This is a genomic window from Micromonospora sp. DT46, assembly GCF_049841735.1.
GTDB classification, from domain to species: Bacteria; Actinomycetota; Actinomycetes; order Mycobacteriales; family Micromonosporaceae; genus Micromonospora; species Micromonospora reichwaldensis.
In genome coordinates, this window is sequence record NZ_JBNCKW010000001.1 from 237,301 (window position 1) to 249,779 (window position 12,479).

General features: G+C 71.8%; 12 protein-coding genes, 1 tRNA gene and 1 other RNA gene. 4 read left to right on the top strand and 10 right to left on the bottom strand.

The window, feature by feature from the left end; genetic code table 11:
- The first annotated feature begins 55 nt into the window (after positions 1–55).
- Complete coding sequence (gene mgrA / locus ACLQ20_RS01060; protein ID WP_327030560.1) at positions 56–1,051, top strand: L-glyceraldehyde 3-phosphate reductase; 996 nt, start codon at positions 56–58, stop codon at positions 1,049–1,051.
- Positions 1,052–1,063: 12 nt separating this feature from the next.
- Here mgrA and ACLQ20_RS01065 read toward each other — a convergent pair whose 3' ends face one another.
- Positions 1,064–2,005 (bottom strand): phytanoyl-CoA dioxygenase family protein, encoded by a 942-nt coding sequence (locus tag ACLQ20_RS01065; protein WP_425853919.1) that lies wholly within the window; start codon positions 2,003–2,005, stop codon positions 1,064–1,066.
- A gap of 190 nt (positions 2,006–2,195) precedes the next feature.
- On the opposite strand from ACLQ20_RS01065, the gene ACLQ20_RS01070 reads away from it, so the two are divergent.
- A complete protein-coding gene (locus ACLQ20_RS01070; protein WP_425853920.1) occupies positions 2,196–3,236 on the top strand; it encodes a DUF4034 domain-containing protein in 1,041 nt (346 codons plus the stop codon).
- 70 nt (positions 3,237–3,306) lie between these two features.
- Here the strand turns inward: ACLQ20_RS01070 and ACLQ20_RS01075 are convergent.
- Together ACLQ20_RS01075 and ACLQ20_RS01080 are read right to left on the bottom strand one after the other, a co-directional pair.
- Positions 3,307–3,379, bottom strand: a tRNA-Ala gene (locus tag ACLQ20_RS01075).
- Positions 3,380–3,463: 84 nt separating this feature from the next.
- A complete protein-coding gene (locus ACLQ20_RS01080; protein WP_151455171.1) occupies positions 3,464–4,054 on the bottom strand; it encodes a YqgE/AlgH family protein in 591 nt (196 codons plus the stop codon).
- A gap of 150 nt (positions 4,055–4,204) precedes the next feature.
- Between ACLQ20_RS01080 and ACLQ20_RS01085 the strand changes: the two genes are divergently transcribed.
- Together ACLQ20_RS01085 and mdlC are read left to right on the top strand one after the other, a co-directional pair.
- A complete protein-coding gene (locus ACLQ20_RS01085; protein ID WP_151455172.1) occupies positions 4,205–5,008 on the top strand; it encodes an S-methyl-5'-thioadenosine phosphorylase in 804 nt (267 codons plus the stop codon).
- A gap of 56 nt (positions 5,009–5,064) precedes the next feature.
- Positions 5,065–6,660, top strand: coding sequence for a benzoylformate decarboxylase (gene mdlC / locus ACLQ20_RS01090; protein ID WP_425853921.1), 1,596 nt, complete (start codon positions 5,065–5,067; stop codon positions 6,658–6,660).
- A gap of 21 nt (positions 6,661–6,681) precedes the next feature.
- Here mdlC and ACLQ20_RS01095 read toward each other — a convergent pair whose 3' ends face one another.
- The 7 genes from ACLQ20_RS01095 to prfB all read right to left on the bottom strand — a co-directional run bounded on the left by ACLQ20_RS01095 (position 6,682) and on the right by prfB (position 12,300).
- Positions 6,682–7,644, bottom strand: coding sequence for a hypothetical protein (locus tag ACLQ20_RS01095; protein ID WP_425853922.1), 963 nt, complete (start codon positions 7,642–7,644; stop codon positions 6,682–6,684).
- Positions 7,645–7,684: 40 nt separating this feature from the next.
- Positions 7,685–8,155 (bottom strand): hypothetical protein, encoded by a 471-nt coding sequence (locus ACLQ20_RS01100; RefSeq protein WP_327030555.1) that lies wholly within the window; start codon positions 8,153–8,155, stop codon positions 7,685–7,687.
- A gap of 188 nt (positions 8,156–8,343) precedes the next feature.
- Positions 8,344–8,719: a transfer-messenger RNA gene (gene ssrA / locus ACLQ20_RS01105) on the bottom strand.
- Between the two features lie 104 nt (positions 8,720–8,823).
- The gene (gene smpB / locus ACLQ20_RS01110; protein WP_088964850.1) at positions 8,824–9,303 is read right to left on the bottom strand and encodes an SsrA-binding protein SmpB; all 480 of its coding nucleotides are present in this window, start codon (positions 9,301–9,303) and stop codon (positions 8,824–8,826) included.
- Positions 9,304–9,438: 135 nt separating this feature from the next.
- A complete protein-coding gene (ftsX, locus tag ACLQ20_RS01115) occupies positions 9,439–10,314 on the bottom strand; it encodes a permease-like cell division protein FtsX (protein ID WP_151456889.1) in 876 nt (291 codons plus the stop codon).
- A gap of 65 nt (positions 10,315–10,379) precedes the next feature.
- Positions 10,380–11,060 carry a cell division ATP-binding protein FtsE gene (ftsE, locus tag ACLQ20_RS01120; protein ID WP_091622236.1) on the bottom strand — a complete coding sequence of 227 codons (681 nt, stop codon included), beginning with the start codon at positions 11,058–11,060 and terminating at the stop codon, positions 10,380–10,382.
- A 118-nt stretch (positions 11,061–11,178) separates the two neighbouring features.
- Positions 11,179–12,300: a peptide chain release factor 2 gene (prfB, locus tag ACLQ20_RS01125; protein ID WP_151456888.1), complete on the bottom strand. Its 1,122-nt coding sequence runs from the start codon at positions 12,298–12,300 to the stop codon at positions 11,179–11,181.
- Positions 12,301–12,479: the final 179 nt, after the last annotated feature.

Here is a 12,479-nt window from a genome sequence, read left to right on the forward strand (position 1 = left end):
CCGTTGTCGCAGGCCCGTTCGCCGCGCACGCCCGCCACCGGCGGGGATAGGGTCGGTGACCGTGACCTACCTCGCCGCGGATGAGCGCTACGACCAGATGACCTACCGGCGCAGCGGGCGCAGCGGACTGCGGCTGCCCGCCATCTCGCTCGGGCTGTGGCACAACTTCGGCCCGGACCGGCCGTACGAGCGGCAGCGCGACGTCGTCCGCCGCGCCTTCGACCTGGGCGTGACCCACTTCGACCTGGCCAACAACTACGGACCGCCACCGGGCAGCGCCGAGGAGAACTTCGGCCGGATGCTCGCCACCGACCTGCGGCCGTACCGGGACGAACTCGTCGTCTCCACGAAGGCCGGCTATCTGATGTGGCCCGGCCCGTACGGCGAGTGGGGCTCCCGCAAGTACCTGGTCTCCTCGCTGGACCAGTCGCTGCGCCGCCTCGGGCTGGACCACGTCGACATCTTCTACTCGCACCGCTTCGACCCGGACACCCCGCTGGAGGAGACGATGGGCGCCCTCGACGCCGTCGTCCGGGCCGGCAAGGCGCTCTACGTCGGCGTCTCCAACTACGACTCCGCGCAGACCGAGCGGGCCGCCGCGATCCTGCGCGACCTGGGCACGCCGCTGCTGATCAACCAGCCGTCGTACTCGATGCTCAACCGCTGGACGGAGGACGACGGCCTGCTGGACACGCTGGAGCGCGTCGGCGCGGGCTGCATCGCGTACAGCCCGCTCGCCCAGGGCCTGCTCACCGACCGCTACCTGGGCGGCATCCCGGCGGACTCCCGGGTGCGCACCAGCGTCTTCCTCAGCGAGAGCGACCTCGGCGAGGAGAAGATGGCCACCATCCGGGCGCTCGGCGCGATCGCCGAGCGGCGCGGCCAGTCGCTGGCCCAGCTCGCGCTCGCCTGGGCGCTGCGCGACCCGCGGATGACCAGCGTGATCATCGGGGCGAGCAGCGTGCCGCAGCTGGAGGCGAACGTCGCCGCCCTGGACGACCTGGACCTCGGCGCCGAGGAGCTGGCCGAGATCGAGCGCCACCTCGGCTGAGGCGCGGCGGCCTCAGTAGATGTCGGCGTACGGCGACGCCCGGGAGAACGCCCTGAGCACGTCGAGGTCGTAGCCCTCCTCGAAGTTCGTCAGCTCCGTCAGCAGGTCCTCCGGCTCGTACCGGTACCGGCCGGCCCAGGTCTCGAACGACTCGACCTGTGCCGGGTCGGCGGCGCTGAAGCAGCGGTAGCCGCGCGGCGAGTTCCGGACCACCTCGTCGACCGCCGGGGCGAACCGGATGTCGATGTTCCACCGGATGCGGTCCGACACGTTGGGCGTCGAGCGGTGCAGCGTGGTGTCCGTGAAGATCACCACGTCGCCGGGCTCCATCCGGGCGGTGCTGACGGGGCCGTCCCCGACGGCCTCGTCCGACGTGCCGTACTCGCCGTTGGGCAGGCGGTCGCGGGAGATCCAGCCCCGGGTGTGCGAGCCGGTGACGAACTGGAGGCAGGCGGTGTCCTCGTCGACGGGCACCAGCGGGATCCACACCGACAGCAGCGGCCCGACCGAGGCGTCCCAACCCTTGTAGTAGTAGGCGTCCTGGTGCCAGGCGACCTGCTGGGTGCGGCCGTGGGGGTCGCGCGGCCGGGCGTTCCAGACGCCGTGCGCGTAGACCTCGTCACCGATCAGGCTGCGCACCGGGCCGAGCAGTTCGGGGGTGCGCCACAGGTCGTACACCGGCCGGCCCACCAGGATCCGCCGCCAGGCGGCCGGTACGCGGACCTGGCTGGACTCGATCAGGCGCAGGTAGCGCTGGTCGTACGGCAGGTCGGCGAAGGTCTCGGTGATCATCCCGCGCTGCTGCCACTGCCGGGCGAGGTGGTCGACGACGCGGCTGAACGAGCCGTGCAGCGCGTCCAGCGTCCCGGTCGGGAGCACGCCCCGCAGGATCAGGTGCCCGTCGCGCCGGAACTGGTCCAGTTGCTCGGCTGTCAACGCGTGGGGGTGGTCCACCATCGGCTCCTTCGCTGGCCGCACGGGATCGGGCCCAACCACCGGGCGGGGGAAAGGCCTCCAGTGGGGCGATCGTGACAGAAGGCACGGTGGGCGACAACGCCTCACTTGTGCGACAGGACCCCTATTCCCGAGGGGGACCAGGTCCGGGCCCGAGGAGGACGCCAGCCGACGCCTACCATCCTTGGTTGTGATCTCAACCGTGTGGCGGCTGCTCACCCGCCAGATCGATACGAACCTGGCGCAGGACGACGCCGTGCTGCGCGAGGCGTGCACGCAGGCGCGGTACGGCTCCGACGCCGAAGCCGCCCGGAAGGCTCTGGCTGCCACCCGAGGTGACCACGACCGTCGGGCGCGGTACGTCCGCGTCATGGCCGAATCGACCGCCGGTGGGCTGGGATCCCGGGTCGACCCCGCGACCGGCCGGGTCGACACCGCGGCCGCCTGGACCGACCGCTGGGCGGCGCGCACGCCCACCAGTCCGGATGCGCAACTCGTACGTGCCCGGTCCCTGATGGCACGAGCCTGGGAGGTGCGCGGCGGGGACTGGGCCGCCAGCGTCCGTCCGGAGCAGTGGACCGAGTTCAACCGCCTGCTGCAACTGGCCCGGCAGGTGAACGATCTGGCGATGCGGCTCGCACCCGAGGACCCCACGCCGTACGTGAACCTGTTGGACCTGATGATCGGCCAGAGCACGCCACGGGAGGACGTCGAGGAGACGTGGCGTGAGCTGACCCGGCGCGACCCCTGGCATCGGGAGGGGCACATGCTCAAGCTGACCTACCACTGCCGGAAGTGGAGCGGCTCGCACGAGGCGATGTTCGGCTTCGCCCGGTCGGTCGCCGCCGCGGCGCCTGCGGGCTCGCCGCTGCACGTGCTGCCGGTACAGGCCGCCGCCGAGTGGGCGCTGTGGGAGCAGGAGCGCGCATCCCAGGACAGCGCCGCCGGTGAGGTCAGCGAGCGGTGGCGGCAGGACCCGGTCATGCAGTCGGATCTCGACAACGCGCTGTCCCGGTGGTTCCACCAGCCGGCCACCCGGCACGCCGACTGGCTGATCGACGCGAACATCCTGGCGTACGGGCTGGCGCGCACCGGCCGCGACGCCGACGCCGCGCCGGTCTTCGCCTCGATCGGCCGGTACGTGACCGGCGTTCCGTGGGCCTGGTGGAACGGCGTACGCGGAGACACCGCCTTCATGCAGGCCCGCCGCCGCGCCCGCCGCGCCGCCTGACCGGCCGGAGAACGAATCAGCGGCCTGGTCGAATCGCTCTCGACCAGGCCGCTGACCTGTAAAACAAGGGTGGAGCCGAGGGGACTCGAACCCCTGACCCCCACACTGCCAGTGTGGTGCGCTACCAGCTGCGCCACGGCCCCTTGCCTCGTCCCGGTCACCCGGGCACGACAGAACTATACACAGCGCCCGCCGCATGGTCATCTCGCGGGGGCCCACCCCGCGGCTCAGTTGAGCGCCACGTCCGGCGGGAAGTGCGCGACCGCCGCCATCATGCCGCCCTGGCGGCGCAGCACCATCGGCCACAGGTCGTCCGGCCGGTCCACGAAGGCGTCGCCGGGCAGCGCGTCCAGCACGAACCAGGAGCCGTCCTCGATCTCCTGCTCCAACTGCCCCGTGCCCCAGCCGGAGTAGCCGGCGAAGACCCGGATGCCGGTGATGCCCTCCCGCAGCGGCCCCGGGTCGACGGAGAGGTCGAGGGTGCCGACCGCCCCGGAGACCTGGTGGAATCCCCTGAGCCGCTGCACCGGGTGACGCATCCGGGCCAGGCAGATCGCCGAGTCGGGCTGCACGGGGCCGCCCTCGAAGAGCACCGCCGGGTCGCGGGCCAGGTCGCTCCAGTCGCCGAGCACCTCGGCGACCGGCACCTCGGTGGCCCGGTTGAGCACCACGCCGAGGGCGCCGCCGGGCTCGTGCGCCACCAGCAGCACCACCGTACGGTCGAAGTTCGGGTCCTTCAGCGCCGGCGTCGCGACCAGCAGCCGCCCGGTCATCGACCCCGTCGCCCGCCCGCCGATCGCCTGCCCCTCTCCCTGCATGCCGGACACCCGTCAGACCGACCGGACCGGGACGCCCGGGGGCACCGGTGTCATCCGCGCTGTGAACGCCATGCCTGGCACCATAGCTTGCCCCCGGGGCGGTGGCTAAGGTCTGACGTGCGGTAGATCGGCGGACACGAGGGAGGGCCGATGGGTCCCACGGCGGAACTCGCGGTGATCGGCGGTTCGGGGCTGTACGCGTTGCTCGACAACGCGACCGAGCACGTGGTGGAGACGCCCTTCGGGCCGCCGTCCGACGCCGTCACGATCGCCGAGGTCAGCGGCCGGCGGGTGGCGTTCCTGCCCCGCCACGGCCGGGACCACCGCCACCCGCCGCACCTGATCCCCTACCGGGCCAACCTCTGGGCGCTGCGCTCCCTCGGCGTACGCCAGGTGCTCGCCCCCTGCGCCGTGGGTGGCCTGCGGCCGGACCTCGGGCCGGGCACGTTCGTGGTGCCCGACCAGCTGATCGACCGCACCAGCGGACGGACGCAGACCTACTACGACCGGGGCGCGGTGCACGTCTCCTTCGCCGACCCGTACTGCCCCTCGGGCCGGCGTACGCTGCTGGCCGCCGCGGCCGGCCGGGACGTGCCCGCGGTGGACGGCGGGACGGTGGTGGTGGTCGAGGGCCCGCGCTTCTCCACCCGTGCCGAGTCGCGGTGGTACGCCTCGATCGGCGGCACGGTGGTCAACATGACCGGCCACCCGGAGGCGGTGCTGGCCCGCGAGCTGGCCCTCTGCTACTCCTCGATCGCCCTGGTCACCGACCTCGACGCGGGCGTGGAGGGCGGCGGCGCGGTGACGCAGGAGGAGGTGTTCCGGGTCTTCGGGGAGAACACCGACCGGCTGCGGGGCCTGCTGCTGGCGGCCGTCGCCGCGCTGCCGGCCGAGCGGGACTGCGCCTGCGGGCACGCGCTGGACGGCATCACCCTGCCCTTCGCGCTCCCCTGAGGTGAGGAGCGGCGAAAGGCCCGGATAGCCCGAGTCGCCCCGATAGCCTGAGGGCGATGGCTACGGTCCGCGACACCACGTACGACCTGCTCCGTGCCCTCGGCCTGACCACGGTCTTCGGCAACCCCGGCTCCACGGAGGAGCCGTTCCTGCGCGACTTCCCGGACGACTTCCACTACGTGCTCGCCCTGCACGAGGCGTCGGCCGTCGGCATGGCGGACGGCTACGCGCAGGCCACCGGCGGGGCGGCGCACGTCAACCTGCACACCGCGCCCGGCACGGGCAACGGCATGGGCAACCTGGTCACCGCGTGGCACAACCGCACCCCGCTGATCGTCACCGCCGGCCAGCAGACCCGGGAGATGCTGCTGATCGAGCCCCGGCTGGCCAGCCGGCGGGCCACCGAACTGCCCCAGCCGTACGTGAAGTGGAGCCACGAGCCGGTCCGCGCGCAGGACGTCCCGGCGGCGTTGATGCGGGCGTACGCGACGGCGGTGCAGCCACCCGCCGGGCCGGTCTTCCTCTCGCTGCCCCTCGACGACTGGGCGCAGCCGGCCGACCCGCCACCGCCGGTGCGTACGGTGGCGAACCGGTTCGCGCCCGACCCGCGCCGGCTGCGCGAGTTCGCCGCCGTGCTGGCCGCCAGCCGCGCGCCCGCGCTGGTGCTCGGCGCGGCCGTGGACCGGGCCGACGGCTGGCCCGCCGCCGTGGCGCTGGCGGAGCGGCTCGCCGCGCCGGTCTGGTCGGCGCCCGCGCCGGAGCGGGCCGCCTTCCCCGAGGACCACCCGCATTTCCGGGGGGTGCTCCCGTTCGCGATGGGGCCGCTCTCGGAGGCGCTGGACGGGCACGACACCGTGCTGGTGGTCGGGGCGCCGGTCTTCCGCTACTACCCGCACGTGCCGGGCGACCACCTGCCCGCCGGGGCCCGCCTGCTGCACGTCACCGACGACCCGGACGAGGCGGCCCGCGCTCCGGTGGGCGACAGCCTGCTCGCCGACGCCGGGCTGGCCCTGACCGCCCTGGTCGACCTGCTCCCGGCGGCGGACCGGCCGGCGCCGCCCGCGCGCCCCGATCCGCCCCCGCCGGCGGACGGGCTGCCGTTGGCCCCCGACGCCCTCTTCGCGGCCCTGGCCCGGCACTGGCCGGCCGACGGGATCCTGGTCCAGGAGTCGCCGTCCAGCCTGCCGGCGCTGCGCCGCCGGCTGCGCGCCACCCGCCCCGGGTCGTACTTCACGATGGCCAGCGGCGGCCTCGGGTACGGCCTGCCGGCGGCGGTCGGCATCGCGCTCGCGCAGCGCGACACCGGCCGGGGACGGCCGGTGGTCGCGGTGATCGGGGACGGCTCGTTCCACTACTCGGTGCAGGCGCTCTGGACCGCCGCGCGGCTGCGCCTGCCGCTGGTCGTGGTGGTGCCGGTCAACCAGCAGTACGCGATCCTGAAGGCCTTCGCCGAATTCAAGGACACCCCGGGGGTGCCCGGGCTGGACCTGCCGGGGCTGGACATCACCGCGATCGCCCGGGGCTACGGCTGCACGGCCACCGTCGTGGAGACCCCGGAGCAGCTCGGCGACGCCCTGGCCGCCGGCCTGCGCGCCGACGGCCCGACGGTGCTGCCGGTGCCGGTCAGCACCGAGGTGCCCCGGCTCCTGTGAGCCGCCGCCCGGTCGCTCCCGTCAGCGCGTCGCGAGGCGCAGCGGCGCGCCGGTGAGCACGTCGAGGATCGGCCGGTCGCCCAGCGGCGCCTTCAGCGTGGCGGTGACCGGCTCCATCTTCAGCATCGCGTTGCACACGCCGGTGGCGCGGATCACACTGCCGCCCACCACCACGACGTCGTCGCGCTCCTGCACCATCGGGGTGATCCCGGTGTCGCAGGTGCCCACGCCGAGCCGCCAGGTCAGCTCGGTGCCGTTCACGGACTGGACGTCCTGTGCGCCGACCAGGCCCTCCGGGGCCGGGCGGGCGGGCGGGGCGGGCTCGGGCGGGGCGGTGACGGCCTGCGGCGCCACGGCGAGCCGGGCCACCGGCGCGGTGATCTCCTCGACGGTGAACAGCCACGCCGGCACCTGCGCCTCGCCCCGGCTGGTGCGCACCGGCGCGGTGCCCAGCTTCACGGCCGTGACCGTCAGCGGGACGCAGGCGGTCTGCGAGTTGCTGCTCACCGGGCCGTCGGGCCCCGGCTCGATGGTGGGGCCACCACCGGGGAGCTTGGTCCCGGGGTCCTTGGGGCGGCCGTCGCACGGCGGCGGATCCCCCTGGTCCAGCTGCCCGTACGCGGCGGCGGCGCTGACCAGCGGGACGGTCAGCGTGCCGTCCGGGAACTTGATGGTGCCGTCGGCGGGCTGCGCGACGGGCATTGTGACCTGGTCGCGGTACCAGCCGTTGAGGAAGGCCATCTTGGTCTCCCCGGTGAAGCCCGGGTCGCCGACGAGCACCGTCGGGTCCTGCATGGGCACGTAACCGGACTTCCACGCCGGAAGCGGTCGCCACGAGTCGGCCACCTCGGTGGCCCGCTGGGCGAAGGCGTCCTGACGCGGGTCGGAGGCGACCGGGTCGACGGCCGGGTCGGAGCCGGCCGGCGCGCACCCGGCGACGATCATCAACAGCGGAAGGCCCAGCAGGGCGGCGGTACGGCGCATGTGGGTTGGACGCCGGTACGTCCACGCCGGTTCCCCCTGGTCAGGTCTCTCCGCCGAGATCCGTCTCGTACGCCTCCCAGAGCAGGTCCGCGCCGCGCTGCCGATGCCGGGCGAGGGCCCGTAGCAGGTGCGCGGCCCGACCCAGGAGGTCGTCGAGCGAGGCGTCCGGCAGCTCCGCCGCCTGCTGGAGGGCGCTCAGCGCGGCGGTGATGGCGACGTGCTCCCGGGCCAGCAGCCGCACCCCGCGTTCCAGCCGGGGCGCCTGGCCGAGCACCTCGGCGTAGAGGCCGGCGGGCCCCTCGGTGACCCGGACGTGCTCCGTGAAGCCCCGTCGCACGGGGCCGAGCCCCACGAGGAAACGCTCCCGCCAGCGCGGTCCGGCCGGCGCGACGGCCAGCGCCCGGGCGAGCGGGTGCAGGCCTCCGGGCGGGGTGCCGGGAGGCCGGCGCGCGGCGGGCGGCCGGAGCCCTCCGGGCGGGGTGGGCGGCTGCTGGATCGGACCGGTGACCATGGGCACCTCCCGCGTCGCGTCTGACCGCGTACAGCGATGGTGGACCCGCGCGTCCGCCCTGTCCAGAGGCGGGACGACCTCATCGGTCCCATCCGCCCCTCCTGTCCCGTGCGACCCGGGCGCCCCAGGCCGACCGGTCCCGACACGACGATGCGCCCCGGTCCGGTGGACCGGGGCGCATCGTCTGGTGGTGGAGGTGCCGGGAATCGAACCCGGGTCCTTCGCCGGTTTGTCAGGGCTTCTCCGAGCGCAGCTCGCTGTGCCTCTACTCGGCCCCACCGCTCACGCGAGCAAGTTGGTGTGACGGGCCCAGTCGCTGATTGATCTCGCCGCACGGACCCCGCGACCGGGTCCGATTGGCCAGCCTTCTAGCTGATGCCGGCTAACTGGGTCGAAGGCGCTCCCAGGCCGACAGACTCACTACTCGCCTCAGGCGGCGAGAGCGAAGTCAGCGCGATTGTTCTTGGCGCTTATTGGTTTCCGACGACCGATTCTCGAGACGACGTCGGCTTCCTCGGCTCGCTTCCCCTGTCGCTGCGTACGAAGTCGAAACCAGTCACCCCCTCGACAGGCCGCCGATGTGGCGGCACTGACAAGCGTAACGCCTGCCGCAACGGGTTTCATCCCGAGCCCCCGGCGGGCGCGCCGAACCGGACAGGACGGACACCTCAGTCATCCATGCCCTTGCCACGCCGGCCGGCGACCCGGGCGATCTCCCGGTCCGCGTCCCGCTTGGCGAGGTCCTGCCGCTTGTCGTACGACTTCTTGCCCTTCGCCAGGGCGATCTCCACCTTGGCCCAGCCGTCGGAGAAGTAGACCTGCAACGGCACCATGGTCAGGCCGCCCTCGCGGGTCTTGCCGATCAGCCGGTCGATCTCCAGCCGGTTGAGCAGCAGCTTGCGGGTCCGCCGGGGCTCGTGGTTGGTCCAGGTGCCCTGCGTGTACTCGGGAATGTGCATCCCGTGCAGGTAGAGCTCGCCGTTGCGCTCCTGCGCGAACGCGTCGACCAGCGACGCGCGCCCGGCCCGCAGCGACTTGACCTCCGTGCCGGTCAACGCCATGCCCGCCTCGTAGGTGTCGAGGATCGCGTAGTCGTGCCGGGCCTTCTTGTTGGAGGCGACGACCTTGCGTCCCTTTTCCCGTGGCATCGGCGCCACCCCCTTCCGGTGATCCGCGCCGGACGTGACCGGCCGCGGGGCGGAGATCATGCTACCCGAACGGCAACGGCCCTCCCGCGCCGTTTGTTCCTGGCGCAGGAGGGCCGTCGTCGAGCCGTACGGGCGTCAGACCCGCAGGTAGAAGCGGAGGGTGACCCAGGCGGTGACCGCGCTGACCAGGCCGCCGACGCCGGCCATCAGCGGGAACATGAACAGGATGTCGCCCCAGCCGATCGGGGAGAGCAGGCCCTGCAGCGCCTGGAGCGACCCGTCGAAGAGTAGGTACTTGGCCGCGATGAGGGCCACCAGGCCCAGCAACGAGCCGATCAGGCCGGCGACCACGGCCTCCAGCACGAACGGCGCCTGGATGAACCAGTTCGACGCGCCGACCAGTTTCATGACCGCGACCTCACGCCGCTTGCTGTACGCGGCCACCTGGATCGTGTTGGCGACCAGGAGCAGCGCGGCGACGGCCATCACGATCGCGGCGGCCAGGGCGATGTTCTGGATCGCGGTGAGGATGTCGAAGATCTTGTCCAGCAGGCGACTCTGGTCGACGATCTCGTCGACGCCCTCGGTGTCCTTGTACTGGTCGTAGATGTTCTTGTACTGCTCGGGATTGTTCAGCGTGAGCCGGTACGACTCGGGCAGGCTGTCCGCCTTGACCGCGCTGAGCAGGTCGGGAGCGTCCTGGAACATCTCCTGGAAGCGCTTGTACGCCTCCTCCTTGTTGACGAAGATGACCTCCTTGACCAGCGAGTCGGCCTTCAGCTTCGCGTCCAGGGACTCACGCTGCTCGGGGGTCACCTCCTGTGTCAGGAAGATCGAGACCTGGATGTTCTTGTAGTAGAGGTCCTTCATGTCGTCGACCTGGCGGTACATGAGACCGCTGGCGCCGAGCATGGTCAGCGAGACCGCCATCGTGATGATCATCGCGATGGTCATGGTCACGTTGCGCCACAGTCCGACCAGTACCTCGGACAGGACGTATTTCACGCGCATCGGGATTTCCTCCGGGTCTCCGGCATGAGGTGTTCGTCGTCAGGCTGCGCAGGGGTGGCGTCGACTCAGCCGTAGACGCCGCGGGCCTGGTCGCGCACGATGCGGCCGCTCTCGATCTCGATGACCCGGCGGCGCATCTGGTTCACGATGTTGGAGTCGTGCGTGACCATCACGACGGTCGTGCCGGTGCGATTGATCCGGTCCAGCAGGCGCATGATCTCGATCGAGGTGTCCGGGTCCAGGTTTCCGGTCGGCTCGTCCGCGAGCAGGATCAGCGGACGGTTCACGAACGCCCGGGCGACGGCGACCCGCTGCTGCTCACCGCCGGAGAGCTCGTGCGGGTAGCGGTGCTCCTTGCCACCGAGTCCGACCAGCTCCAGAACCTCGGGCACGACCCGGCGGGCGACCGCCTTGGTCTTGCCGATCACCTCGAGGGCGAACGCCACGTTCTCGTACGCGGTGCGGTTCGGCAGCAGCCGGAAGTCCTGGAACACGCAGCCGATGGAACGCCGGAAGTGGGGTCGCTTCCAGGAACGCATCGACGTGACGTCCTTGCTGTTGACGACGACCCGGCCCTTGTTGGGCGCGACCTCGTGCAGCAGCAGCTTGATGATGGTGGACTTGCCGGAGCCGGATGGACCGATGAAGAAGACGAACTCGCCCTTCTCGATCGAGACGGACACGTTGTCGAGCGAAGGCCGGGACGCCTTCGGGTACGTCTTCGTCACTTGCTCAAGCTGAATCACGGGTCGTGAGTCTACGCGGTGTAACCGGGGAGCCAAGCCCCACGCCCCGCCGTTGCGAGTCGCGTCATCCAATTCGGGCGTACCGGGAAGATCGACGACGCGCTCCGCCCACGGTTGATCACGCAGCGTCGCCGGCGAGCTGCTGCTGCTTGCGCCACCGGATGCCCGCCTCGAGGAACTTGTCCAGGTCGCCGTCGAAGACCGCGGTCGGGTTGCCGGTCTCCTGCTCCGTCCGGAGATCCTTCACCATCTGGTACGGGTGCAGGACGTACGAGCGCATCTGGTCGCCCCACGCGCCGGTGGTGTCCTTCTTCAGGCCCTGGAGCTTCGCCTGCTCCTCCTGGCGCTTGACCTCCAGCAGCCGGGCCTGGAGCACCCGCAGCGCGGACGCCTTGTTCTGCAACTGGGACTTCTCGTTCTGGCAGGTGACCACGATGCCGGTCGGGATGTGTGTGAGCCGCACGGCGGAGTCGGTGGTGTTGACGCTCTGCCCACCCGGGCCGGAGGAGCGGTAGACGTCGACCCGCATCTCGTTCTCGGGGATCTCGATGCTGTCGGTCTGCTCGACCACCGGCAGCACCTCGACACCGGCGAAGCTGGTCTGCCGGCGCCCCTGGTTGTCGAAGGGGCTGATCCGCACCAGCCGGTGGGTGCCCGACTCGACGCTGAGCGTGCCGTACGCGTAGGGCACCTTGACCGTGAAGGTGGCCGACTTCAGGCCCGCCTCCTCGGCGTAGGAGGTCTCGTAGACCTCCGTCGGGTAGCCGTGCCGCTCCGCCCAGCGCAGGTACATCCGCAGCAGCATCTCGGCGAAGTCCGCCGCGTCCACGCCGCCAGCGCCGGCCCGGATGGCGACCAGCGCCTCCCGGGAGTCGTACTCGCCGGAGAGCAGGGTGCGGACCTCCATCTCCTCGATGGCCTTGCCCAGCGTGGCGATCTCCGCCTCGACCTCGGTGAGCACCCCCGGGTCGGACTCCGCCTCGGCCAGCTCCAGCAGCACCTTGGCGTCGTCGAGCCCGGAACGGAGGCTGCCGAGCTTGCTGATCTCGCTGTTGACGTACGACAACTGCGAGGTCACTTCCTGGGCCTTCGCCTGGTCGTCCCACAGGTCGGGCGCGGAGGCCTCCTGCTCCAGGCGGTCCTTGTCCGCGCGCAGCCGGTCGATGTCGAGCACCGCCTCGATGTTGCGCAGGGTGGCGTCGAGGTCCTTGAGCTGTTCGGCGTAATCGGCAGCGGTCACGACAGACAAGGGTACTGCTCGTGCGAGGAGTGAGCTTGCGAGCCCCGCAGTCACGAGCCAAAAAAGACCCAGCTCGTGCGAGGAGCGGGCCTGCGAGCCCCGCAGTCACGAGCCAAAAAGACCCAGCTCGTGCGAGGAGCGGGCCTGCGAGCCCCGCAGTCACGAGCCAAAAGATCCCG